We start from the raw sequence: 25,249 nt of genomic DNA on the forward strand, positions 1-25,249 counted from the left end.
CGCCCGGGAGGTCGCCGATCACGTGGTGTTCATGGACGAGGGGGTCGTGGTCGAGGAGGGCCCGCCCGCGCAGGTCCTGGACGCGCCCCGCGAGCTGCGCACGAAGGACTTCCTCGCGCACGTGCTCTGACCCTGACACCGCTCGCCGCCGCACGTAGGGTGCGGGGATGGCGCTCAGCACGCCCTCCGCACCCCGCGGCCCCGCCGCGATGACCCTTCGCGCGACGACACCCGTCGCGACGGCACCCGCCGCGACGACATTCGTCGCGACGAGACTCGTCGCGACGAGACTCGTCGCGACGGCGCTCGGCGTGCTGCTCCTCGCGGGCTGCACCGACGCGCCGGAGGGCGGTGCGGGGCGAGCGGCGACACCGGTCGTCTCCTCGGAGCCCGGGAGCGGCACGCCCGGGGGCGAGGCGCGCGTGACGGTCGAGACCGTCGCGACCGGCCTCGACGTGCCGTGGGCGCTCGCCCCGCTCGAGGACGGTCGCCTCGTGATCTCCCAGCGGCCAGGGACCCTCGTGGTCGTCGACCCCGACGACGGGTCGGTCACGAGCGTCGTCGGCGAGGGCGCCGACCAGCTCGCGGACGAGACCCGGCCCGAGGGCGAGGCCGGGCTGCTCGGGATCGCCCTGGCCCCGGCGTCCGACACCGGGCACGAGCTCTTCCTCTACCGCACGGGCGACGACGCGAACGCCGTCCTGCGGGGGCGCCTCGACGTCTCGGACGTGCCGACGCTCGGCCCGCTCACGAGCGTCCTCGACGGCATCCCCAAGGCCGCGAACCACGACGGCGGACGTCTCGCGTTCGGTCCCGACGGTCACCTGTACGTCACGACGGGCGACGCCGCCCGGCCGGACCGTGCGCAGGACGACGCGTCGCTCGCGGGCAAGATCCTGCGCGTCACCACGGACGGGGCACCCGCGCCCGGCAACCCCGACCCGGGTTCGCCGGTCTGGAGCCTCGGCCACCGCAACCCGCAGGGGATCGGGTGGACGCCCGGGCCCGACCCCGTCATGGTCGCCGCCGAGTTCGGGCAGAACACCTGGGACGAGCTCAACGTGATCGAGCCCGGGGAGAACTACGGCTGGCCCGAGGTCGAGGGCGTCGGCGACCGGTCGGGGTTCGTCGACCCGATCGTCACCTGGTCCACGGACGAGGCCAGCCCGAGCGGCCTCGCGGTGTCGGACGACGCGGTGTACGTCGCGTCGTTGCGCGGCGAACGGCTCTGGCGCGTGGCGTGGTCGGACGACGGCGGGTTCGTGGTCGGTACGCCGCAGCCGCTGCTCACCGGCGAGCACGGGCGGCTGCGCGCCGTCGCGGTCGACGCGACGGATCCGACCGACCGCACCCTGTGGGTGCTGACGAACAACACCGACGGGCGGGGCGACCCTGCCCCGGACGACGACCGGCTGCTGCGCGTCGTCGTGGACGGCGGCGCCCGCTGACGCCAGGAGCGGCCTCGCTCCGCCGACGGCACCGTGCACTCTGTGGACGCGGGTCGAGCGCGCCGGGTCGTGGGCCTACGGTGGGGTCCGACACCGCCCGCTCCGGACGAAGGACGACAGATGAGCACGCCTGAGCAGCCGCACGTTCCCGACGCGCCGGGCCACGTGCCCGCGAGTCCCGGCGGGGCGTCGACGCAGGGACATCCCCCGCAGGCGGGCTACCCGCATCCGCAGCAGCAGCAGCCGCCGCAGGGCTACGGGGCGCCGGCGGCTGCCGCGCCGGTCGGCAACCCGTTCGCGGGCGTCCCGTGGCGCGACTACGCGACCGACGCCGGCGCGCTCGTCCTGCTGTGCGTGTCGCTCGCGATGCCGTGGTGGAACGGCGAGTCCGCCGCGAGCCGCCTCGAGGTGCTGCTGCTCACGATCCTCTCGCTGGTCTCGCTCTCGCTGTTCTACCTGGCGCGCGCGGGGTCGCTGCCCGCGTCGTGGGACAACCGCACGGTGCTGACCGTCCGGCTCGCCGCGAACGTCCCGTACGTGCTCGTCGCGTTCGCCTATCTCGTGGTGGGACTCGTCAGCGAGTTCTCGGACGGCGCCGGGATCGTGGGCCCGGCACTCGGGGTCGGCCTCGGGGGCGCGCTCCTGGCGGCGACCCCGCGTGCTGCCGAGCTGGGCGACCACGGGCTGGCGGCCCGCCAGCGGACGCTGTGGTCGCGGGTCCTCGTGGTGCTCGGCGTCTACGTCGCGCTGCACTCCATCCTCCTGATGATCGCGCTCGGGACGTCGCTGGGCTCCTTCTTCAGCGACTTCTGGACCCTTTTGGTCCTTTCGGCGCTGGCCGTGGCCACGGCGGCCGTCGCCGTGCTGGTCCCGCTCTGCGGCGTCGTCCTGCGCGGGGACGCAGCGTGGCGCCCCGTGGCCCTGGCGGTCGGGGCGACGGCTACGGTCTTCTTCGTCATCGCGTCGTCGAACGACGTCGTCTCGGCGCTCGTCGGGACCCTCCTGGCGCCCGCCGTCGCCGCGATCGTGCTGGCACCGGTCTTCAGCGGCGGCCGGCTCGAGGTACCCGCGGCACTGCGAACCGCCTCGGCAGGGCTGCTCCTCGCCGCGGTGCTCGCCGGCCTCGGCACGCTGTCGATGCTCTTCCTCGTGATCGTCGAGGACGAGGTCTCCGCCGTTGCCGTGACCTCGCTCATCCTCGTGCTGGTGATCGGCGCGGCAGCGCTCGCCGGGCGCTCGATGGTCCGGGGCGACCAGACGCAGCGCGTCTCCGTGCTCGTCGTCACGGCCGTCATGGTGGTCCTCGGGATCGTCGTGCTCGTTCTCGACACGCAGTTCGGCGAGCCCGGCACGTCCATGGTGGCCTACCCGAACCTCCTCCTCGGACTTGCGCTTCCCGGTCTCGCCGCCGCGATGCTGCTCGCCCCCGCGTCGGTGCGCAAGCAGTTCGGGGCGCTCTTCCCGACGTCCCCGGGCGCGCAGGGCGGTCCGCGCCAGTGGCAGGCAGCGCCCGGCCAGCCGCAGCCGTTCCCGCACCAGCAGGCGGGGTACCCGCCGGCGCAGCACACGTCGCCTCCGCATCAGCAGCCGCAGGCGGCCGCGCCGTACCCGCAGGCCCAGCAGCCGCAGCCGCAGGCGGCCGCGCCGTACCCGCAGCCCGCCCCCGCCCCCGCGTCGGGCTGGACCGCGCAGCAGGCGGCCGACCCGACCACGCCGCTCGCGTCGCTGCACCGGATCGTGCTCGAGGAGCCGTCGCTGCGCCCGCTCGTCGCCGCCAACCCGTCGACCTACCCGGACCTGCTGACCTGGCTCGGCTCGCTGGGCGACCCCCAGGTCGACGCCGCGCTGCGGGCTCGAGGTCGCTGACGGCGTCCGACACCCGCGTCCCGCCGCCCCGTCCGGGCGGCGGGACGCCCGGGAAACCGGTGGACCGGCGGCACTAGGATGGACGCATGCCTGACGTCGACTCCTCCTCCCTGCCCGCGGGCGCCGCCGCACCCTCGGGGACGGCGTTCTACCTGACGACCCCGATCTACTACGTGAACGACGCCCCGCACATCGGGCACGCGTACACGACGGTCGCGGCGGACGTCGTCACGCGCTGGCACCGCCAGCGCCAGGAGGACGTCTGGTTCCTCACGGGCACCGACGAGCACGGCCAGAAGGTGCTGCGCACCGCCGAGGCGAACGGCGTGAGCCCGCAGGAGTGGGCCGACCGCCTCGTCGAGGCCGAGTGGAAGCCCGTGCTGCGCACGATCGACGCGCTCAACGACGACTTCATCCGCACCACGCAGGAGCGGCACACGACGCGCGTGCAGGCGTTCATCAGCGACCTGCACGACAAGGGCGAGATCTACGCCGGCTCGTACGAGGGCCCGTACTGCGTGGGCTGCGAGGAGTACAAGCTCCCGGGCGACCTGCTCGACGGCACGGGCGAGTACGAGGGCGAGAAGGTCTGCCCGATCCACGGCAAGCCCGTCGAGATGCTCGCCGAGCAGAACTACTTCTTCCGGATGAGCGCCTACGCCGAGCGACTGCTCGCGCTGTACGAGGAGCACCCGGAGTTCGTGCAGCCCGCGTCGGCGCGCAACGAGGTCATCGGGTTCGTCAAGCAGGGGCTGCAGGACCTCTCGATCTCCCGCTCGACGTTCGACTGGGGCGTGCCGATCCCGTGGGACGACAAGCACGTGCTCTACGTCTGGTTCGACGCGCTGCTCAACTACATGACCGCCGTCGGCTACGGCAGCGACGACCCGGCCGAGCAGGAGCGGTTCGCACGCACCTGGCCCGCGAGCGTGCACCTCGTGGGCAAGGACATCCTGCGCTTCCACGCGGTCATCTGGCCCGCGATGCTCATGGCGGCAGGCCTGCCCCTGCCGACCACGGTGTTCGCGCACGGCTGGCTGCTCGTGGGCGGCGAGAAGATGAGCAAGTCGAAGCTCACGGGCATCGCGCCCGCGCAGATCACCGACCACTTCGGCTCGGACGCGTTCCGCTACTACTTCATGCGCGCGATCGCGTTCGGCGGGGACGGCTCGTTCTCGTGGGAGGACATCTCGTCGCGCTACCAGGCGGAGCTCGCGAACGGGTTCGGCAACCTTGCGTCGCGCGTCACGGCCATGATCGGCAAGAACTTCGGCGGGTCGCTGCCGGCCGCGGGTGCGGCCACGGACGCGGAGGTCGCGCTCGAGGCGGTCGCCGCGAAGGCCGTGGCCGACGCGGAGGCCGCGATCGACCGGCTCGCGATCCACGAGGCGATCAGCGCGGTGTGGACGCTCGTCGACGCGACCAACCTGTACCTGACCGAGCAGGAGCCGTGGAAGGTCGCCAAGCTCCCGGGCGAGACCGACGCCGAGGGTGCCGGCGTGCCGGGGGGTCGTCTCGCGACGATCCTCGTCACCGCGGCCGAGGCGCTGCGCTCGCTCGCGGTGCTGCTGCACCCGGTCATGCCGCAGGCGACCGGCAAGCTCTGGGACGCGCTGGGCGCCGAGGCGACCCTGGGTGCGCTCGGCGCGCAGCCCGTCGCCGGTGCGGCGTCGTTCGGCGCGCTGCCCGCGGGCACGGTCGTGACCAAGGGCGCGTCGCTGTTCCCGCGCCTCGAGGACCCGACGGTCTGATGGCGCGCCGCCGCGAGCGCGGCTGGCCGCCCGCGCCCGAGCCGCTGCCGGTGCCCGTGGTCGACGACCACACGCACCTCGACGCGATCGCGGGGTACGCGGCGGGCGTCACGGACCGCGTGCCGGACGCCGCGGGCGAGCTCGTCGAGCGCCCGATCCGGGTGCCGGGCGTCGCGGAGCTCGTGGCCGAGGCCGCGGCGGTCGGCGTGACGCGCATGGTCACGGTCGGGTGCGACCTCGACGCGGTGCGCTGGACGGACGCCCTGCTCGCGGGGCGCCCGCTGCCCGGCGTCCCGGCCGAGGTGTCGGACGCCGCCGCCGCGCTCGCCCCGGTCCGCGCGGCCCTCCTGGGCGCGGTCGCGATCCACCCGAACGAGGCGACGCTGCACGCGGGCGTGACCGAGGTCGGCCCCGACGGGCTCACGCCGACGCCCGAGGCCCGGCACGCGACGTCCTTGGACGACGCGATCGCCGAGGTCGCGGCGGTCGCGCGCGCGAACGAGCGGGTGCGGGCGATCGGCGAGACGGGCATGGACCTGTTCCGCACGGGACCGCAGGGCGAGCAGGTGCAGCGCGAGTCGTTCCGGGCGCACGTCGCGCTCGCGAAGGAGCTCGGCCTCGCGCTGCAGATCCACGACCGCGACGCGCACGCCGAGGTGATCGACGTGCTGCTGCGCGACGGCGCCCCCGAGCGCACCGTGTTCCACTGCTTCTCGGGCGACGCGGAGATGGCGCGCACGTGCGCCGAGCAGGGCTGGTTCCTGTCGTTCGCGGGCCCCGTGACGTTCGGGGCGAACGACGGCCTGCGGGCCGCGCTGCACGAGGTGCCGTTGAGCCAGGTGCTCGTCGAGACCGACGCCCCGTACCTGACGCCGCACCCGTTCCGGGGGCGTCCGAACGCGCCCTACCTGCTGCCGCACACGGTGCGCGGGATCGCGGCCGAGCTGGACCGCGACCTGGCCGAGGTGTGCACCGCGCTGTCGTCGACGGCCGAGCGGGTCTACGGCTCCTGGTGATCGCGCGGCCTCCGGTCGTGCCGCAGCGGCGCGGACGGGCTTTCGCCGGGGGCGGGCGTTCCGTTACGGTCTGACCTGGTGCGCCGGGTCCGGCGCCCGGAACGCCCGGAAAGGTCCGTCGTGCCGTCGAGCTCGCGTCGCAGGTCCGCCCCGGGGCGCGGCGACCGCGTCCCCGGCGGGATCGTCGTCCGCTGCCTCGTGGTGCTGGCTCTCGTCGGCGTGACCGGGATGTTCTCGTCGATGCACCGCACGGTCACGATCGACTACGACGGCGACGTGCGCACGGTGAGCGCCTACGGGCGCACGGTCGACGAGCTGCTCGAGTCGCAGGGCGTCGAGGCGACCTCCGACGACCTCGTGGTCCCCGCGCTCGGCGTGCGCGCGCGGGCCGGCGAGACGATCGTCGTGCGCTCGAGCCGCGACGTCGAGGTGCAGATCGACGGGCGCGTGCAGACCATGCGCACGACCGCCCGCACGGTCGGCGAGTTCCTCACCTCGCTCGGGCCGCGCGGCGACGGCGCGCTCGTGTCGGCGTCACGCTCGGACCTCCTGGGGCGCTCGCCGCTGCGCGTCGCGACGCTCAAGCAGGTGCACGTCGTGGTCGACGGCACGACCGTCACGTCGACGACGTCCGCACCGACCGTGGCCGCGGTGCTCGAGCAGGCCGGCATCACCCTGGGCGCGGACGACGTCACGTCCGTCCCGCGCGACGCGGCGGCCGTGGACGGCATGGTCGTGGTCGTCGGGCGCGCGTCGAGCGACGCCGACGAGGTCACCGAGGTGCTCCCGTTCGAGACGATCGAGGAGGAGAACGACCTGCTTCCGGAGGGGTACCGCACCGTGGTCCAGACGGGCCGCGTGGGCGAGGCCGTGACCCGGTACGAGGTGCGGCTCGTCGACGGCGAGGAGGTCGGCCGCGACGTCGTCGAGCAGAAGGTCACGGTCGAGCCGCGCGACGAGATCGTCCGCATCGGCACCATGAAGATGACCTCGGCGCCCGTGAGCCCCGGGTCCGCGCGGGCGATCGCCAAGTCGATGGCGGCCGACCGCGGCTGGGGCGACGACCAGTTCGCGTGCCTCGACAAGCTCTGGAACAAGGAGAGCGGCTGGAACGTCACCGCGCACAACGCGTCGAGCGGTGCGTACGGGATCCCGCAGGCGCTGCCGGGCACCAAGATGGCGTCGGCCGGCGCGGACTGGAAGACGAACGCGGCGACGCAGATCGAGTGGGGTCTGGGCTACATCGCGAACCGGTACGGCACCCCGTGCTCGGCGTGGGCGCACTCGGTCGACGTCGGCTGGTACTGATCCCCGGCGGCCGCGGTCGCCCCGTGGCCCCGTCAGATGTGACCTGACTCACGAAATCCTTGCGACTCGCCGAGGAGCTGCGAGCGGTTCGTGAAGGACGTGTGCGCACGTTTGGTCCTCCATAACGGTCCGGTTACGGTCGGTGACGCCGCGTGGTTCCCCGGGACGGGTCGCAACCGCGCCGCCGGGCGCCCTGAGCGCCGACGACGACAGCACCGGACCGGCCCCAGGGCCTGGGTCCGCACCTGCGACGACTGGATCCTTGTGAACACGTTCTTCCGTAGCGCCCCCGTGCCGGGCGACGCGCACCCCGACCGTCCGACCCTCGACGACCCGGCCCCGGTGTCCGGTGGCGCCGCCGTGCGCCGCCGCCCGCGCTGGGCCGTGCCCGTCGCGATCGCCGGCGCCTTCGTGACCGTCGTGACGACGGGCGCGTTCGTCTACGCGGGGTCCCGCGCGACCGTCGCGCTCGACGTCGATGGCGTCACGACCACCGTCACGACCGGGGCGGACGACGTCGCGGGCCTCCTCGAGGCGCAGGGGATCGAGGTGGGCGACCGCGACCTCGTGGCCCCCGACCTCTCGGCCCCCGTCGAGGAGGGCGAGGACGTCGTCGTGCGCACGGCCCGCGAGGTCACCGTCCAGGACGGCGACGACACGCGCGACGTGTGGACGACCGAGCTCGACGCCGACCGCACGCTCGCGGCCCTCGAGGCGCGCGAGGACACGAGCCTCGCGCTCGTGGCGTCGCGCTCGCAGGCCGACGGCCGCGTCGAGCTGCCCGTCGTGCTCGACGAGTCGGCGCCCGTCGAGGTCGTCGCCGACGGCGACGCGACCGTGGTCGACGACGGCGCGGTCGACGTGGACGAGGCGCTGGCCGACGCGGACGTCGCGGTCGACGACGACGACCGCGTGACGGTCGAGCGGGACGAGAAGGATGCGGCGACCCCGGTCGAGGTCGTGGTGCAGCGGGTCGAGACGTCGACCGAGACGTCGACGGCACCCGTCGCGCACGGCACGACGACCGTCAAGGACGCCGACCGCTACACCGACGAGGGGTCGGTCGTCACGACCGCGGGCAAGGACGGCGTCAAGACCACGACGTCCGAGGTCACGCGCGTCGACGGCAAGGTCGAGAGCTCCACGCCCGTCTCGTCGGAGGTCACGACCGCGCCGGTCGACGAGGTCGTGACGGTCGGGACCAAGGCGCGCCCGGCGGCGACGCCGGCGTCGAACGAGGCGCTCGGGCGTCAGATGGCCGCGTCCCGCGGCTGGGGCGGCAGCCAGGCGCAGTGCCTCGACAGCCTCTGGACGCGTGAGTCCGGCTGGGACCACCGCGCGGCGAACCCGTCGAGCGGGGCCTACGGGATCCCGCAGGCGCTGCCGGGCTCGAAGATGGGCGCTGCCGGCGGCGACTGGCAGACGAACCCCGAGACGCAGATCGCCTGGGGGCTCGACTACATCGCGTCGGTGTACGGCACGCCGTGCGGCGCGTGGGGCCACTCGCAGTCGGTCGGCTGGTACTGATCCACGCCGTCCTGCGGTGACTCGCTGACCTGCGGGTTCACCGCTCCCTCGTGCGCCGGGGTGCGAATCGGCGCGGGTCGGGGGATGCTCCGCAGACCAGCTCGAACCACGAAGAACGCCCAAAGGTGACTTACCTAGCACCTGACGGCAAACCCGCCAGCCTATCGAACTGAGGGTTGGAAACTGATAACGAATCGGTTACGGTCGATTGTCGCCAGAGCCCTGGCGGCGCCGACGGACTCCGATCGAGGGCCGCCGGACGCTCCGGGGCCCTGAGACGCCCACGACGGCCAGACCGCCGTGGTGCCGGCCGCCGGGTCGGTGTCCTGGCCCCGTCACGACGTGTCGTGAGACCCCTCGGGGTCACGGGAGGTGCTCTCCGCACCGCGCCAGGGCTCCGTGACCGGTCCCACCGACGACTGGAACCGTGTGAACGACAACCTCGACGGCGCTCCTGAGAGCACCGCACCCATGACCCAGCCGATCGACCTCGCTGCCGCACCCGGCACGGTCGAGACCCCCGCAACCACCCGCCGGCGTCGCCGCTGGCCGTTCGTCGCAGGCGCGACCGCCGTCGCGGTCGTCGCCGCCGGATCGGTCGCCTACGCCGACGCCCGCAAGACCGTGACGCTCGACGTCGACGGCGAGACCCGGACCGTGACGACCTTCGCCGGCTCCGTCGACGGACTGCTCGACGAGCAGGGCGTCGCGGTCGGTTCGCGCGACGAGGTCCAGCCTGCGGTCGACACCGCACTCGCCGAGGGCGGCGACGTCGTCGTCCGCTCCGGGCACCAGATCACCGTGCAGGCCGACGGCGACGACGAGCAGCTGTGGACCAACGCGCTCGACGCCGACGAGGCCCTGGCCTCCCTCGAGAACCGCGGCGACGACGTCAGCCTCGTCGCCTCCCGCAGCGACGAGCGCACCGCACTGCCCCTCGTCCTCGACGTCGACGGCCCCGTCAACCTCGTCCACGACGGCACGACCGTCGTCGTCCCCGACGGCCACGCGGGCGTCGAGGCGATCCTCGCCGACAACGAGGTCACGGTCGGCGACCTCGACCGCGTCTCGGTCGTGCGCGACGACACCCAGACCCCGGCGGTCTCGCTCGTCGTCCAGCGCGTCACGGTCAAGGAAGAGTCCTCGACCAAGTCGGTCGACTACGACACCACGACCGTGACGGACTCCGACCGGTACGCCGACCTCGGCACGGCCGTCAAGGCCGAGGGCAAGAAGGGCGTGTACACGACCGTCAACAAGGTCACGCGCGTGGACGGCAAGGTCGAGTCGACCGAGCTCGTCTCGAAGGGCGTCACGACCGAGCCCGTCGACCGCGTGCTCGTCAAGGGCACCAAGGAGCGGCCGGTCGCGACCCCGAAGCCCACGACGTCGTCGAGCTCATCGAGCTCCTCGAAGTCGTCGTCCTCGAGCTCGTCGTCCTCCGGCTCGTCGTCCAGCTCGAAGGCCACGGGCAGCGCCCCGGCCGGCGTGTGGGCCTCGCTCGCGCAGTGCGAGTCGGGCGGCAACCCCGCGACCAACACGGGCAACGGCTACTACGGCCTGTACCAGTTCTCGGCGCAGACCTGGCGCGCGATGGGAGGCTCGGGCCTGCCGTCGGAGAACTCCGCGGCCGAGCAGACCCGCCTGGCGCAGAAGCTCCAGGCGCAGTCGGGCTGGGGCCAGTGGCCCGCGTGCGCACGCAAGCTCGGTCTCCTCTGACGAGACCGTCTCACTGAGGTACCTCTCGCTCTGGGGGCGGGAACGACGGGGCGGACCGCACGGTCCGCCCCGTCGTCGTCCCCGGCGTCGGGCGACCGCGCGCCGGTCGGTAGGCTCATGACCATGAACGACACCCCGGGCGGCCTCCTCGGTCCCGCCGAGATCCGCGACCTCGCCGGCCGCCTCGGCGTGCGACCCACCAAGACGCTCGGCCAGAACTTCGTGCACGACGGCGGGACGGTGCGCAAGATCGTGCGCGCGGCCGGCGTCGGGCCGGGGGACAGGGTCGTGGAGGTGGGTCCGGGGCTGGGCTCGCTCACCCTCGGCCTGCTCGACGCGGGCGCGAGCGTCGTCGTGGTCGAGATCGACCCGCCCCTCGCCGCGCAGCTCCCCGCGACGGTCGCCGAGTTCCGTCCCGACCTCGCCGACCGGCTCGAGGTCGTCGGCGCGGACGCGCTCGACGTGACCGAGCTCCCGGGACCGCCGCCGACCGCGCTCGTCGCGAACCTGCCCTACAACGTCGCGGTGCCCGTGCTGCTGACGATGCTCGAGCGCTTCGACTCGTTGCGCACCGTGCTCGTCATGGTCCAGGCCGAGGTCGCGGACCGCCTCGCCGCCGCACCCGGGAGCCGCACGTACGGCGTGCCGTCCGTCAAGGCAGCCTGGTACGCCACGGCCCGCCGGGCCGCGACGATCGGACGCACGGTGTTCTGGCCCGTGCCCAACGTCGACTCGGCCCTCGTGCACATGGAGCGCCGCGACCCGCCGGCCACGACCGCGACCCGCGAGCAGGTCTTCGCCGTGGTCGACGCCGCGTTCGCGCAGCGCCGCAAGACCCTGCGTGCCGCGCTCGCGGGGATCGCCGGCGGCGCGCAGGCGGCGCAGGAGGCGTGCGAGCGGGCCGGGGTCGACCCGGGCCTGCGCGGCGAGCGGCTCACGGTCGAGGACTTCGCCCGCATCGCCGAGGCCCTCGGCGACTCGGCAGGTCCGGGCCCGCGGGCGGCCTCGTGAGCCGGCTCGTCCCCGTGCCCCGGCCGTCGGTGCGCGTGCGCGCCCCGGGCAAGGTCAACCTCGCGCTGTGCGTGGGAGCGCCGCGCGAGGACGGCTACCACCCGCTCGTCACGATCTTCCAGGCCGTCAGCCTCGTCGAGGACCTCGAGCTCACCACGACCCCTGAGGGCTCGGGGATCTCGCTCGCCGTCTCGGGACTGCACGCCGAGGCCGTGCCGACCGACGCGACCAACCTCGCCTGGCGCGCGGTCGAGCTCGTCGCGGCGCGCCTCGGCGTCGAGCCCGACGTGCGGATCGACATCGTCAAGGGCGTCCCCGTGGGCGGCGGCATGGCCGGCGGGTCGGCGGACGCCGCGGCCGCGCTCGTCGCGGCCGACCACCTCTGGGACGGCGGGCTCCCGCGCGACGAGCTGCACGGCCTGGCCGCCGAGCTCGGCTCGGACGTGCCGTTCGGGCTGCTCGGGCACACCGCGGTCGGCACCGGGCGCGGGCACCTGCTCACGCCCGCGATGACGCGCGGCGACCTGCACTGGGCGTTCGCGACCCGCACCCGGGGCCTGTCGACTCCCGCGGTGTTCCGCGCGTTCGACGAGCACGTGGGCGGTCCCGACGAGCTCGCGCCCGACGACGTCGCACCGCTCATGGCGGCCCTGCGCCGCGGGGACGCCGTCGCGGTCGGCGCCGCGCTGCGCAACGACCTGCAGGCCGCGTCGCTCGCGCTCGCGCCCGAGCTCGCCGAGACCATCGAGGTCGCCGAGGGCGCCGGGTCGCTCGGCGCGATCGTCTCGGGATCGGGCCCGACCGTCGCGGCCCTCGCCCGCAGCCGTCAGCACGCCCTCGCGATCTGCGCGGCCTGGACCGCGGCCGGCGTCGCCGACGACGTCCACACCGCCACTGGCCCCGTCGCGGGCGCCCGGGTCGTCACCGCGGTCTGAGCGCCGCCGCCCCAGCCCGAGCACCGGACCACGACGAAGGGAACGACGTGGCCCTTGCGCCGCCGCCGGCACGAGCACCACCAGCAGCTCCAGCAGCACGAGCACCACCAGCAGCTCCAGCAGCACGAGCACCACCAGCAGCTCCAGCAGCACGAGCACCGTGAGGGCCGGGGGCACGGGCACGGGCATGGGCACATGCTGCGCGGCGATGCACGGTCGACGCGGCGGAGCCGGATCGTCCTCGCCGCCATCGTCGTGCCCGTCATGATCGTCACGCTCCTGGGTGCCGTGCACTGGTGGCCGTCGTCCGACGACCTGCCGGACTCGATCCCGTTCGCTGCCGACGGCACCTCGATACAGCAGGGCACCGTCGTCGGGCCCGCGGACGACGCACGCGGCGTCGTCCCCGCCCGGCTCGACAGCGCCTCGCCCGGCGCGCCGGACCCCGTGGGCACGGTCGTCGATCTCGCGGTGCCACCCGAGCAGATCGCGCACGGCTTCGACGTCGAAGACCGCGTCACGCTGATCCACCTCGGGGACGTGGTCGGCGAGGCGACGCCGTACGTGTTCATCGACTACTCCCGGGGCGTCCCGCTCGGGCTCCTTGCCGCCGCCTACGTCGCCGTCGTCGTGCTGGTCGCCCGGTGGCGAGGGCTCGCGGCGCTCGTGGGTCTCGCCATGGCATTCGCGGTCGTGGCCTGGTTCACGCTGCCCGCGCTGCTGGCGGGCGAGAACGCGATGGCGGTCGCCCTGATCACGTCGTCCCTCGTGATGTGCATGGTGCTCTACGTCGCGCACGGCATCTCGGTCCGCACCTCGGTCGCGCTCGTCGGGACCCTCCTCGGGCTCGTGCTCACGGCAGCCATCGCGACATGGGCGAGCAAGACCTCCAACATCACCGGTCTCTCGTCCGAGGAGTCGATCTGGTTGCCCCAGTACGCGCCCGCCCTCGACATCCACGGGGTCGTGCTGTGCGGGATCGTGCTCGCCGGGATGGGTGTGCTGAACGACGTCACGATCACCCAGGCCTCGGCCGTGTGGGAGCTGCGCGAGGCCTCCCCGACCGCCGGGCGGCTCGAGCTGTTCCGCCGGGCGATGCGGATCGGGCGCGACCACATCGCCTCGACCGTCTACACGATCGCCTTCGCCTACGTGGGCGCCGCGCTCCCGCTGCTGCTCGCGGTCTCCATGTCGGAGCGCGGGTTCCTGGCGAACCTCACGTCGGGGGAGATCGCCGAGGAGGTCGTCCGCACGCTCGTCGGGTCGATCGGCCTGGTGCTCGCGATCCCCGCCACGACGGCGGTCGCGGCGCTCACGGTTCCCCGGCCGAGCGCGGTGGATGGGAAACTGGACCCTGATCCCGCACCCACCACCTGAGGACCTTCATGGCTCACCTGCTCGGCGCCGACGACGTCCGCCTCGTCGTCGGCACCCGCACCCTGCTCGACTCCGTCAGCCTCGGCCTCGACGACGGCGACCGGATCGGCGTGGTCGGGCCCAACGGCGCGGGCAAGTCGACGCTCCTGCGCCTGCTCGCAGGCACCCGCACGCCGGACGCCGGGCGGGTCACGCGCGCGGGCGGCACCCGGCTGTCGATGCTCGTGCAGCGCGACGACGACGCGCAGGGCGCGACGATCCGCGACCTCGTGCACGGCGACGCCGACACGCACACGTGGGCCGGTGACGCGGGCGTGCGCTCGGTGCACGCCGGCCTGCTCGCCGACCTCGACCTCGACGCCCCCGCCCAGCACCTCTCGGGCGGGCAGCGCCGACGCGTCGCGCTCGCCGCGCTGCTCGTCGAGGACCCGGACGTGCTGCTGCTCGACGAGCCGACCAACCACCTCGACGTCGAGGGCGTGGCGTGGCTCGCGGAGCACCTGCGCCGGCGCTACGGCCGCCCGGGCGCCCGCGGCGCGCTCGTCGTCGTGACCCACGACCGGTGGTTCCTCGACGCGGTCTGCTCGCGCATGTGGGAGGTCCGCGGCGACGGCACGGGCGCGGTCGACGGGTACGAGGGCGGCTACGCGGCGTACGTGCTCGCGCGCGCCGAGCGCGCCCGCACCGCCCAGGTCACGGCCGAGAAGCGCGACAACCTGCTGCGCAAGGAGCTCGCGTGGCTCCAGCGCGGCGCGCCCGCACGCACCTCCAAGCCCAAGTTCCGGCTCGACGCCGCCGCCGCGCTCATCGCCGACGAGCCGCCGCCGCGCGAGACGCTCGAGCTCGCGCGCACCGCCATGAAGCGGCTCGGCAAGGACGTGCTCGACCTCGAGGACGTCACCGTGCGGGTCCCGCGCCGCGGGACCGCGGGGACGTCGTCCGACGCCCCGGACACCGCGGACGACGGCGGGCGCGTGCTGCTCGACGACGTGACCTGGCGTCTCGGGCCGGGCGACCGCTACGGCGTCGTCGGCGTCAACGGCGCGGGCAAGACGACGCTCCTGGCGCTCCTCGCCGACCGGCGGGCCCCCGACGCTGGCCGGGTCAAGCGCGGCAAGACCATCCAGGTCGCCGAGCTCAGCCAGGACGTCACCGAGCTCGACGACCTCTCTCACCTGCGCGTCGTCGAGGTCGTCGAGCGCGAGCGCCGCTCGGTCGTCGTGGGCGGCAAGGAGCTCTCCGCCTCGCAGCTCGTCGAGAAGCTCGGGTTCACCAAGGAGCGTGCGCGCACGCCCGTGCGCGACCTCTCGGGCGGCGAGCGCCGCCGCCTGCAGCTGCTGCGCCTGCTCGTGCAGGAGCCCAACGTGCTGCTGCTCGACGAGCCCACGAACGACCTCGACACCGACACGCTCGCGGCGCTCGAGGACCTCCTCGACGGGTACGCGGGCACGCTCGTGGTCGTCTCGCACGACCGCTACCTGCTCGAGCGCGTGTGCGACCGGCAGGTCGCGCTGCTCGGCGACGGGCAGATCCGCGACCTGCCCGGCGGGGTCGAGCAGTACCTCGAGCTGCGTCGGGCGGCGCTCGCGGGGCATGACGGCGGGTCGGGCGTGTCGTCGGCAAAGGGCTCGTCGTCGGGCGCGTCATCGAACGGCACGTCCTCGAGCGGCGCGTCCTCGAACGGCACGTCGTCGAGCGGCACGGCGGCGGGGTCGGCCGACACCGCCTCCGCACCGTCGGCCGCCGAGGTGCGTCTGGCCAAGAAGGAGATCACGCGGATCGAGCGTCGGCTCGGCAAGATCGCCGAGGCCGAGGCGCGCATCCACGACAAGATGGCGGCGCAGGCGACCGACCACGAGGCGGTGACGGCGCTCGACGCGCAGCTGCGCGAGCTCACGGACGAGAAGGACGCGCTCGAGATGGAGTGGCTCGAGGCGGCCGAGGTCGCGGGCTGACGTCCGGGCGCGCTCAGGCGGGCTCGGGCCCGGTGCGTGGAGGCTCGGTCCGTGGAGGCTGGGTGCGTGGGGTCCCGGTCGCGACGAGCCCGGCGACCGTGAGCGCGACGACCGCGCCGAGCAGCACGACCAGCGGCACGGTCCAGTCGTCCGTGCTCGCGTGCACCGCGCCGATCACCGACGGGCCGAGCGCGGCGACCCCGTAGCCCACGGTCTGCACTGTCGCGGACGTGCGGCGCGCGTCGGCCACGGTGCCCGCGCGGCGCACGACGGTCGTGAACACGACCGTGAAGTTGCCGCCCTGCGCGACGCCGGCCGCGGCGATCCACACGGCCCACCACTGCGGCGCGAGCAGCAGGCCGAGCGGCAGCGCGAGCCAGCCCGCCGCGATCACCGCGAAGGCCGCGCGCATCGACCAGCCGCGCGCGAGCACCGCGGGGACCCCGAGGGCGCCCGCGATCGCGAACCCCTGGAACAGCGCGGCGCCGACGCCGGCGGCGCCCGCGTCGAGGTGCACCGAGTCGTGCAGGATCTTCGGCAGCCAGGCCGTCGTGCCGTAGTACGCGAAGGACTGCCCGGCGAACATGACGGTCAGGAACCACGTGATCGGGCGGGCGAGCACGCCGCGGCGGCCCGCGGCGTCCGCGTCCGCGCCCACGGGGGCCAGCTCGACGGGGGCGGTCCGACCGCGTGTCGCGGCCCGCCAGGGGACCCAGGCGAGCGGGACGAGCACGACCCACAGGGCGAGCGCCCAGCGCCACCCGACGGCCTCGGCGACCGGGAGGGTGAGCGCCGTCGCGAGCACCGAGCCGAAGTTCATCGCGGCGGTGTACATGCCGGTCACCACGTCGGCGCGGGCCCGGAAGTCGCGCCGCACGACCACGGGCACGGCGATGTTGCCCGCGGTGATCGCGAGCCCGATGAGCGCGGTGCCCGCGAACGCGGTGGTGGCGCCGCCGGTCGAGCGCAGCACGGTGCCCAGCGCGACGGTCAGCAGCGCGAGGGAGACGACGCGCTCGACGCCGAGGCGGGCGACGAGCGCGGACGCCGCGGGGGACGCGAGCGCGAAGCACAGCACGGGCAGCCCGGTCAGGAGCCCCACGGCGGCGGGCGACAGCGCGAGGTCGGCCGCGACGTCGTCCACCACGGGGGCGACCGCAGTGATCGGGCTGCGCAGGTTGAGCGCGACGAGGAGGACGGCGGCGAGGAGGAGCCCGTTGACCCCGCCGGCGACGACCGCGCGCCGGTCCTCAGTCGTCGAACTGCCCGACGACGGTCCGCAGGAGGTCCGCGAGGTGCGGACGGTCCTCGGGGGCGAGGGCGCCGAGGATGCGCCGCTCGACGTCGAGCAGGTCGCTCATGGCGGCGTCGACGGCGGTGCGTCCCTCGGGCGTGAGCTCGACGAGCACGCCGCGGCGGTCGTCGGGGGAGCGGTGCCGCTCGACGAGGCCACGGGACTCGAGCCGGTCGATCCGGTTGGTCATCGTGCCGCTCGTGACGAGCGTCTGCGTGATGAGCGCACCGGGCGAGAGGCGGTAGGGCTCGCCCGCGCGGCGCAGGGCCGAGAGGACGTCGAACTCCCAGGTCTCGAGGCTGCCGCGCGCGAACGCGCTGCGTCGTGCGAGGTCGAGGTGGCGCGCGAGCCTGCTCACGCGCGAGAAGACGGTGAGCGGCTCGACGTCGAGGTCGGGTCGTTCACGCTGCCACGCGTCGACGATGCGGTCGACCTCGTCGGCGCCGCGCGTGCTGGGGTCCATGGGGTGAGACTAGTCGACACCTCTCGACATCAAGAATCTTGACGCGCGGCTCATGCGCCCGCGAGCACGTCCTTGACCTTGAGCCGGGCACCGGTGCGCAGGACCGCGCCGCGGTAGATGCGCGCCGCGAGCCACACCACGACCGGGATGACCAGGATCGACAGACCCAGCGAGAGCGCGATCTCCCACGGCTCGACCCCGCCGACCGCGACGCGCACCGGCATCACGAGCGGCGAGCAGAACGGCACGTACGAGATCCACCGCACGAGCGTGTTGTCGGTGTCGTAGGGGGCGATGCTGATCGCGATGACGTAGGGCACGATCATGAGGGTCGTGAACGGCGCGATGACCGAGCCGACGTCCTCCTGGCGCGAGACGAGGGACGCGGCGCCCGCGAGCGCGAACGCGTACGTCAGGTAGCCGATGACGTACCAGACGACGAGCCACCCGGCCGCCGCGCCGAGCGACAGCTCGCTCGCGTCGACGAGGCCGAGCGCGGCCGCCGTGCCCGCACCCGCCCCGGCGACCAGGGCGATCTGGATGAACCCGACGGTCCCGATGCCGAGCACCTTGCCGACCAGGAGCTCCCAGGGGCGGATCGACGCGAGCAGGATCTCGACGACGCGGCTCTGCTTCTCCTCGACCACGCCGGCCGCGATGAGCTGGCCCGAGAGCATGATCGACATGAAAATCAGGATGCCGACGAGGAGGCCCGCCGCGATCTGCGCGACGTCGGTCGTGTCGCCGGGGGAGAGAGCGGTGACCTCGGGGGCGGACGTCGCGAGCGCGGTCGCGACCTCGTCCGGGTCGCCGCCGAGCGCGGTGACCTGCGCCGAGAGCGCGGCCTGCTGGCTCACGCTCGTCAGCGCCGTGCTGAGGGTGGAGTCGAGGTCGGCGTCGACCACGACCTCGAGGTCGGTGGGCGTGCCCGTGACGAGGGCGGCGAGGTCGCCGTCGCGCACCGCCTGCTCGCCCGTGGCGCGGTCGGCCACCGCGGTCGGGACGACATCGGTGCCCAGCGCCTCGGCCGTGGCGACGAGCGGCTGCTGCAGCTCGGTGACCTCGGAGGTGAAGCCGACGTCCTGCGCGTCGGGCCCGGACGACGTGACGAGGTTCAGGACGATCCCGCCGCCGACGACGGCGAGGACCAGCACCGCGGTCGTGATGATCCAGGCCTTGGACATCACGCGGGAACGGATCTCGCGGCCCGCGACGAGGCGGATCGCGGACCACGCGCCCGTCGATCGCGGCGCGCGGGTGGCGCGGGTGCTCTGCTGCGGGGTGCTCATGCGGTCGCCTCGCTCGTCGTCGTTCCGGTCGTGCCCGTCGTACCAGTCGTTCCGGTCGTGCCCGTCGTTCCGGTCGTGCCCGTCGTGCCCGCCGTACCGGTCGCGTCCGTCGCCTCGTCCCGCCCGGCGACCGCGTCGCGGTACAGCTCGGTGAGGGTCGGCCGCACGCGGGCGAGCTCGTGCACGGGCCCGAGCGCGAGGGCCGCGCGCAGCACTCCCTGCTCCGCGCCCTCGGCCGTGAGCTCGAACACCGTGCGGGTGCCCGCGCCCTCGACGGGGACGGCGCCCGCGACGTCCGCCATCCACGCGCCGGCGGGCGTGCCGGCCGCGGGGCCGTCCACGACCCAGCGCGGGCGGCCGACGTCGCGCAGCTCGTCGATCCCGCCGGCGGCGACCATCGCGCCGTCCTTGATGATGCCGACCCGGTCGCACAGCACCTCGACGAGCTCGAGCTGGTGGGACGAGAAGACGACGGGCACGCCGCGCGACGCCTGCTCGCGCAGCACGCCGCTCATGACGTCGACCGCGACGGGGTCGAGGCCCGAGAAGGGCTCGTCGAGCACCAGGATGTCGGGGTCGTGCACGAGCGCGGCCGCGAGCTGCACGCGCTGCTGGTTGCCGAGCGAGAGCTTCTGCACCTCGTCGCCGCGGCGCTCGGCGACGCCGAGGGTCTCGGTCCAGCGCTCCATCGCGGCGACGGCGTCGGCCTTGGGCAGGCCGTGCAGGCGCGCGAGGTGCACGAGCTGCTCGCCGACCTTCATCTTGGGGTACAGACCGCGTTCCTCGGGCATGTACCCGATGCGCCGCCGCACGGCGTGGTCGATCGGGCGTCCGTCCCAGCGCACCTCGCCGCCGTCGGGCGAGAGCACCCCGAGCATGATGCGCATGGTCGTGGTCTTGCCGGCCCCGTTCGAGCCGACGAATCCGAAGATCTCGCCCGACCGGACGGAGAAGGACGTCGACCGCAGCGCGGTCACGGACCCGTAGGACTTGGCGAGGGAGTCGATCTCGAGCAGGCTCATGGTGGACCTTCGCGCCGGGGTGGAGGAACCGGACAATACAAGCACAGTCGTACCGGATCGTGCGAGCGACCCGCCGCGACCGTCGTCAGTCCCGCGCCGTCGTCAGTCCCGTGCGTGCTTGGTCAGCGCCGGCTTGAGCTCGAGGCCCGACAGGCCGTTCCACGCGAGGTTGACCAGGTGCGCGGCGACGTCCGCCTTCTTGGGGCGCTTCGCGTCGAGCCAGTACTGCCCCGTCAGGGCGACCATGCCCACGAGCATCTGCGCGTACAGCGGCGAGCTGTTCGCGTTGAGCCCGCGCCGCTCGAACTGGTCCGCGAGCAGGTGCTCGACCTGGGTCGCGACGTCACCGATCAGGCTCGAGAACGTGCCCGTGGCCTGCGCGACGGGGGAGTCGCGCACCAGGATGCGGAACCCGTCCTCGGACGCCTCGATGTAGGTGAGCAGAGCGAGCGCCGTGCGCTCCAGCAGCACCTTGGGGTGCCCGCCGGCCGAGAGCGCGCCCGTGAGCGCGCCGGTGAGCGCCTGGACCTCGCGGTCGACGACGACCGCGTAGATGCCCTCCTTGCCGCCGAAGTGCTCGTACACCACGGGCTTCGACACGCCCGCCCGGGCCGCGATCTCCTCGACGCTCGTGCCCTCGAAGCCCTTCTCGGCGAACAGCCCGCGGCTCACCGCGACGAGCTGCTCGCGGCGCTGGCTCGCGGTCATGCGGGAACGGGGGCGCTGCTTCGGGTCGGAGGGCACGGGTCCATCATGCCGTGCCCCGCGTCCGTGCAGCCCGGCGGGACCAGCGGGTGGTTCGTGCCGGACGACGCGTGGCCGGGCGCCGTCCGCGGTGCGACCTCGTGCGGCGGCCCGTGCCTTGTGGAGGCCCTGTGCGTTCCGGACGCCCCGCCCGCCCGGTGCCCGTGCACGCCGGGCGACCTGGCAGACTTGGGTCGGACGCCCACCGTCCGGTCCGCCTTGGTGTAATCGGCAGCACAAGGGTTTTTGGTGCCCTTGGTCCAGGTTCGAACCCTGGGGGCGGAGCGCACTTCATCGATGGGAGCACATGTGACCGACGCACCTCGACCGACGCCAGCCGCCGTCGTCGTCCTCGCCGCGGGGGAGGGCACGCGCATGAAGTCCGCGACCCCCAAGATGCTGCACGCGCTGGGCGGGCGGACGATGCTCGGCCACGCGCTCGTCGCCGCCGCCGAGCTCGAGCCCGAGCGGGTCGCGGTGGTCGTGCGCCACCAGCGCGACCGCGTGGCCGCGCACGTCGCCGAGGTCGCGCCGTCGGCGCTCGTCGTCGACCAGGACGAGGTCTACGGCACGGGCCGGGCCGTGCAGTGCGCGCTCGAGGCTCTCGACGCGCGGGCCTTCGCGGCCGCGGTCGCGGACGGCGTCCCCGACGGTCACGAGGGACGCGGCGCGGGCGAGGGCCTGGTCGGGTCCGTCGTCGTGCTCGCGAGCGACGTGCCGCTGCTCGACGCCGCGACGCTGACCGAGCTCGTGGCGACCCACCACGCCGACGGCAACGCCGTCACGATCCTCACCACCGTCGTCGCCGACGCGACCGGGTACGGGCGGATCCTGCGCGAGGAGCACACGGGCGACGTCGAGCGCATCGTCGAGCACTCCGAGGCGACCGAGGTCGAGCGCGCGGTGCGCGAGATCAACTCGGGCGTCTACGTGTTCGACGCCGCGGTGCTGCGCGACGGGCTCGCGCGCGTCGGCAGCGACAACTCCAAGGGCGAGGTCTACCTGACCGACGTCGCGGCGCTCGCGCGTGAGGCTGGCGGGGCGGTGCGCGCCGTCGTGGCCCACGACCCCATGACGGTCGAGGGCGTCAACGACCGCGCCCAGCTCGCGGTGCTGCGCGCCGAGCTCAACCGCCGCGTGCTCGCGGCCGCGATGGCCGCGGGCGTGACCGTCGTCGACCCGGCGACCACCTGGGTCGACGTCGACGTCGAGCTCGCACGCGACGTGACGCTCCTGCCCGGCACGCAGCTGCTCGGCACCACGACCGTCGCCGAGGGCGCGACCGTCGGGCCGGACACCACGCTCACGGACGTCGAGGTCGGCGCTAACGCGAGCGTCGTGCGCACGCAGGGCAGCCTCGCGGTGATCGGCGAGGGCGCGAGCGTCGGCCCGTTCGCCTACCTGCGGCCCGGCACGCACCTGGGTGCGCGCGGCAAGATCGGCACGTTCGTCGAGACCAAGAACGCCGAGATCGGTGCGGGCTCGAAGATCCCGCACCTGTCGTACGTGGGTGACGCGACCATCGGCGAGGAGACCAACATCGGCGCCGCGTCGGTCACGGTCAACTACGACGGCGTGCGCAAGCACCGCACCGTGATCGGCTCGCACGCGCGCACCGGCGCCGACAACATGTTCGTCGCCCCCGTGAGCGTGGGCGACGGCGCGTACACCGCGGCCGGGTCCGTGATCCGCCGCGACGTGCCCGCGGGCGCGCTCGGCGTGAGCGCGGGCGCGCAGCGCAACATCGACGGCTGGGTCTCGCGCCGTCGGCCCGGGACCCCCGCGGCCGAGGCCGCGGCCCACACGAATCCCGAGAACGCCCCCACGTTCGGCGCGCAGGCCCAGGCCCAGCTCGCCGACCACACCGCCGCGGCCTCCGCGGACAAGCCCACGCCGCCGCCCCCCAGCCCCGGCGTGGATCGAACCCTGCCCGGCATCAGCGGACACACCGAAGGACCGAACGCATGAGCAGCTTCCTCCCCGGCACCAGCGAGCGGTCGCTCGTCCTCGTCTCGGGTCGCGCCCACCCCGAGCTCGCGCGGGACGTCGCGGCCGAGCTCGGGATCGACCTCCTGCCCACGAGCGCGTACGACTTCGCCAACGGCGAGATCTACGTGCGCTTCGGCGAGAGCGTGCGCGGTGCCGACGTGTTCGTGCTGCAGAGCCACACGTCGCCCATCAACCAGTGGATCATGGAGCAGCTGCTCATGGTCGACGCCGCCAAGCGCGCCTCGGCCAAGACCATCACGGTCGTCCAGCCGTTCTGGGGCTACGGGCGCCAGGACAAGAAGCACCGCGGGCGCGAGCCGATCTCCGCGCGCCTGATCACGGACCTGTTCTCGACCGCGGGCGCCGACCGCCTCATGAGCGTCGACCTGCACGCGGCCCAGACGCAGGGCTTCTTCGACGGTCCCGTCGACCACCTGTGGGCCATGCCGATCCTCACGGACTACGTGCGCACGCGCGTCGACGTCAGCAACGTGACCGTCGTGTCGCCCGACGCCGGGCGCATCCGCGTCGCCGAGCAGTGGGCCGCGAAGCTCGGCGGCGGCCCGCTCGCGTTCGTGCACAAGACCCGCGACATCACGCGCCCCAACCAGGCCGTCGCCAACCGCGTCGTGGGCGACGTCGAGGGGCGCGACTGCGTGCTCGTCGACGACCTCATCGACACCGGCGGCACGATCTCCGAGGCCGTCAAGGTGTGCCTCGCGGCGGGCGCGAAGTCCGTCATGGTCGCCGCCACGCACGGCGTGCTCTCCGACCCGGCCGCGCAGCGGCTCTCGGAGTGCGGCGCGTCCGAGGTCGTCATCACCGACACCCTGCCGATCGCCGCGGACAAGCAGTTCCCGCAGCTCACGGTGCTGTCGATCGCGCCGCTCGTCGCGCGCGCGATCCGCGAGGTGTTCGACGACGGGTCGGTCACGTCGCTGTTCGACGGCAACGCCTGATCGAGCGCACCGACCGTACTCCCGACCCTGCGCCGTGGTCCCGGCGCAGGGTCGGGGATAGGTTGGCTGCGTAGGGGATCTCCCTCATTGACCACCTCCGGCCGGTGCTGCGAGAGTTCCACGATGTCCACGGACCGAGGAGGGTCACGCATGCGGGTCACGGTGATCGTCCCGACGTTCAACGAGGAGCCGAACGTCGAGGCGCTCGTGCAGCGCGTCGAGAAGGTCTGCGGCGCGATGGTCGAGTCCGGCGAGGTCGAGATCCTCTTCGTCGACGACTCGACCGACACGACGCCCCAGACCATCGAGCGCGTCGCGGCGGAGTCCACGATCGGCGTCCGCATGATCCACCGGGAGAACGGCGAGGGCGGCCTCAGCGGCGCGGTCGTCGCCGGCTTCCAGGCGTCGGACGCCGAGTGGTGCCTCGTCATGGACGGCGACCTCCAGCACCCGCCCGAGATGATCCCCGTGCTCCTCGAGACGGGCGACGAGAGCCACGCGGACGTCGTCGTCGCCTCGCGCTACGTGGGCGGCGGCAACGCCGACGGGCTCAGCGGCTGGGTGCGGCACGCGGTGTCGAAGTCGTCGATCGTGCTGGCCCGCTCGATGTTCCCCGTGCGGCTGCGCGACTGCACCGACCCGATGACCGGCTTCTTCGCGGTGCGTCGCGCGTCGATCGACATGGACGCGCTCAAGCCGCGCGGCTTCAAGATCCTGCTCGAGCTGCTCACGCGCAACAAGCTCAAGGTCGTCGAGGAGCCGTTCGTGTTCGGCGAGCGGTTCGCCGGCGAGTCCAAGGCGAACCTCGCGCAGGGCCTCAACTACCTGCACCAGCTCGCGTCGCTGCGCTTCGGGCGCATGTCGCGGTTCGCGATCATCGGCGCGTTCGGCGCGGTGCTCAACCTCGCGATCATGGCCGGGCTCATGCACCTCGGCGAGAGCTACGTGCTCGCCGCGATCGTCTCGGCCGTCGCGACCATCACGATCAACTTCCTGCTGCAGGAGCGGTTCGTGTTCCACGACCTGCGGGCGGGGCGGTCCGTGTGGCACCGGTTCGCCGAGTCGTTCGGGTTCAACGCGACCGAGGCCGCGATCCGCCTGCCGTTCCTCATCTGGATCGTCGAGGCGACGCCCGTGCCGCCGATCGTCGCGCAGGCCGTCACGATCGCCGTCGCGTTCGTGCTCCGCTTCGTGTTCCACTCCCGCGTGGTCTACCGCGCGGGCCGCACGCGCCCCGTGAGCCCGCTGCTCGCGGAGGGTGCTGCACGTCTCGACCACGAGGTTTCGCCGCAGGGTGAACCCCGGGTACAGTAGTCAGGTTGCCTCGGCGAGGGACGTCTGACGGCCGACACGCGGCGGATCGATAGATCCGTCCCGGGTCCGGCGTGGTCAGGTGGTCGGATATCCGTGATCGACTGGGCGGTCGTCAGCATCCTGCTGCGCGCTCCGTTCGCGCGTCCGTCATGCGCCCCGCGCCGACGCAACCGCCACGCCCGTGCTGACCACCCTCTCAGGTCGCACGAGCAGCCGACCGTCCCCCACTGGCGATCGGCCCGCACCGTTCACCGCAGGAGTT

At 73.8% G+C, this 25,249-nt stretch carries 19 protein-coding genes, 1 tRNA gene and 1 pseudogene; 16 read left to right on the forward strand and 5 right to left on the reverse strand.

Features of this window, described 5'->3' with window-relative positions; translation table 11 throughout:
* The 12 genes and pseudogenes from CLV28_RS16085 to CLV28_RS11580 form a co-directional block, all read left to right on the forward strand.
* Positions 1 to 130 (forward strand): annotated as a pseudogene (locus tag CLV28_RS16085) (ectoine/hydroxyectoine ABC transporter ATP-binding protein EhuA); the annotation flags it as partial.
* Between the two features lie 37 nt (positions 131 to 167).
* Positions 168 to 1,448, forward strand: coding sequence for a PQQ-dependent sugar dehydrogenase (locus CLV28_RS11530; protein WP_239073386.1), 1,281 nt, complete (start codon positions 168 to 170; stop codon positions 1,446 to 1,448).
* 120 nt (positions 1,449 to 1,568) lie between these two features.
* Positions 1,569 to 3,314 carry a DUF7937 domain-containing protein gene (locus tag CLV28_RS11535; protein WP_100423497.1) on the forward strand — a complete coding sequence of 582 codons (1,746 nt, stop codon included), beginning with the start codon at positions 1,569 to 1,571 and terminating at the stop codon, positions 3,312 to 3,314.
* A gap of 86 nt (positions 3,315 to 3,400) precedes the next feature.
* Complete coding sequence (gene metG / locus CLV28_RS11540) at positions 3,401 to 5,065, forward strand: methionine--tRNA ligase (protein WP_100423498.1); 1,665 nt, start codon at positions 3,401 to 3,403, stop codon at positions 5,063 to 5,065.
* A complete protein-coding gene (locus tag CLV28_RS11545; protein WP_100423499.1) occupies positions 5,065 to 6,081 on the forward strand; it encodes a TatD family hydrolase in 1,017 nt (338 codons plus the stop codon). The genes metG and CLV28_RS11545 overlap by 1 nt, the downstream gene beginning before the upstream one ends.
* 120 nt (positions 6,082 to 6,201) lie before the next feature.
* A complete protein-coding gene (locus tag CLV28_RS11550; protein WP_239073387.1) occupies positions 6,202 to 7,389 on the forward strand; it encodes a resuscitation-promoting factor in 1,188 nt (395 codons plus the stop codon).
* Positions 7,390 to 7,653: 264 nt separating this feature from the next.
* Positions 7,654 to 8,916 (forward strand): resuscitation-promoting factor, encoded by a 1,263-nt coding sequence (locus tag CLV28_RS11555; protein ID WP_170062666.1) that lies wholly within the window; start codon positions 7,654 to 7,656, stop codon positions 8,914 to 8,916.
* 399 nt (positions 8,917 to 9,315) lie between these two features.
* Positions 9,316 to 10,635 (forward strand): resuscitation-promoting factor, encoded by a 1,320-nt coding sequence (locus CLV28_RS11560; RefSeq protein ID WP_239073388.1) that lies wholly within the window; start codon positions 9,316 to 9,318, stop codon positions 10,633 to 10,635.
* A gap of 123 nt (positions 10,636 to 10,758) precedes the next feature.
* Complete coding sequence (gene rsmA, locus CLV28_RS11565; protein WP_100423723.1) at positions 10,759 to 11,646, forward strand: 16S rRNA (adenine(1518)-N(6)/adenine(1519)-N(6))-dimethyltransferase RsmA; 888 nt, start codon at positions 10,759 to 10,761, stop codon at positions 11,644 to 11,646.
* Entirely contained in the window at positions 11,643 to 12,581 is a 939-nt protein-coding gene (locus CLV28_RS11570) for a 4-(cytidine 5'-diphospho)-2-C-methyl-D-erythritol kinase (protein ID WP_100423501.1), read from the forward strand. Before rsmA ends, CLV28_RS11570 begins: the two co-directional genes overlap by 4 nt.
* A gap of 54 nt (positions 12,582 to 12,635) precedes the next feature.
* A complete protein-coding gene (locus CLV28_RS11575) occupies positions 12,636 to 13,958 on the forward strand; it encodes a YibE/F family protein (RefSeq protein ID WP_244900159.1) in 1,323 nt (440 codons plus the stop codon).
* A gap of 8 nt (positions 13,959 to 13,966) precedes the next feature.
* The gene (locus CLV28_RS11580; RefSeq protein WP_100423502.1) at positions 13,967 to 15,913 is read left to right on the forward strand and encodes an ABC-F family ATP-binding cassette domain-containing protein; all 1,947 of its coding nucleotides are present in this window, start codon (positions 13,967 to 13,969) and stop codon (positions 15,911 to 15,913) included.
* Between the two features lie 13 nt (positions 15,914 to 15,926).
* On the opposite strand, the gene CLV28_RS11585 is transcribed toward CLV28_RS11580, so the two are convergent.
* The 5 genes from CLV28_RS11585 to CLV28_RS11605 form a co-directional block, all read right to left on the reverse strand.
* Entirely contained in the window at positions 15,927 to 17,090 is a 1,164-nt protein-coding gene (locus CLV28_RS11585) for an MFS transporter (protein ID WP_100423503.1), read from the reverse strand.
* Between the two features lie 73 nt (positions 17,091 to 17,163).
* Positions 17,164 to 17,670 (reverse strand): MarR family winged helix-turn-helix transcriptional regulator, encoded by a 507-nt coding sequence (locus CLV28_RS11590; RefSeq protein WP_100423504.1) that lies wholly within the window; start codon positions 17,668 to 17,670, stop codon positions 17,164 to 17,166.
* Positions 17,671 to 17,720: 50 nt separating this feature from the next.
* A complete protein-coding gene (locus CLV28_RS11595) occupies positions 17,721 to 18,959 on the reverse strand; it encodes an ABC transporter permease (protein WP_100423505.1) in 1,239 nt (412 codons plus the stop codon).
* Positions 18,956 to 19,981 carry an ABC transporter ATP-binding protein gene (locus CLV28_RS11600; RefSeq protein WP_100423506.1) on the reverse strand — a complete coding sequence of 342 codons (1,026 nt, stop codon included), beginning with the start codon at positions 19,979 to 19,981 and terminating at the stop codon, positions 18,956 to 18,958. Before CLV28_RS11600 ends, CLV28_RS11595 begins: the two co-directional genes overlap by 4 nt.
* Before the next feature lie 102 nt (positions 19,982 to 20,083).
* The gene (locus CLV28_RS11605) at positions 20,084 to 20,689 is read right to left on the reverse strand and encodes a TetR/AcrR family transcriptional regulator (protein WP_100423507.1); all 606 of its coding nucleotides are present in this window, start codon (positions 20,687 to 20,689) and stop codon (positions 20,084 to 20,086) included.
* A 249-nt stretch (positions 20,690 to 20,938) separates the two neighbouring features.
* Between CLV28_RS11605 and CLV28_RS11610 the strand changes: the two genes are divergently transcribed.
* The 4 genes from CLV28_RS11610 to CLV28_RS11625 all read left to right on the forward strand — a co-directional run bounded on the left by CLV28_RS11610 (position 20,939) and on the right by CLV28_RS11625 (position 24,987).
* A tRNA-Gln gene (locus tag CLV28_RS11610) sits at positions 20,939 to 21,010 on the forward strand.
* A gap of 90 nt (positions 21,011 to 21,100) precedes the next feature.
* Positions 21,101 to 22,693, forward strand: coding sequence for a bifunctional UDP-N-acetylglucosamine diphosphorylase/glucosamine-1-phosphate N-acetyltransferase GlmU (gene glmU / locus CLV28_RS11615; protein ID WP_239073232.1), 1,593 nt, complete (start codon positions 21,101 to 21,103; stop codon positions 22,691 to 22,693).
* The gene (locus CLV28_RS11620; protein ID WP_100423509.1) at positions 22,690 to 23,673 is read left to right on the forward strand and encodes a ribose-phosphate diphosphokinase; all 984 of its coding nucleotides are present in this window, start codon (positions 22,690 to 22,692) and stop codon (positions 23,671 to 23,673) included. Before glmU ends, CLV28_RS11620 begins: the two co-directional genes overlap by 4 nt.
* Positions 23,674 to 23,823: 150 nt before the next feature.
* On the forward strand, positions 23,824 to 24,987 hold the full coding sequence (locus CLV28_RS11625; RefSeq protein ID WP_100423510.1) for a glycosyltransferase: 1,164 nt from the start codon (positions 23,824 to 23,826) through the stop codon (positions 24,985 to 24,987).
* The last annotated feature ends 262 nt before the right edge of the window (positions 24,988 to 25,249 follow it).

This window comes from Sediminihabitans luteus, assembly GCF_002797595.1.
GTDB lineage: Bacteria > Actinomycetota > Actinomycetes > Actinomycetales > Cellulomonadaceae > Paraoerskovia > Paraoerskovia lutea.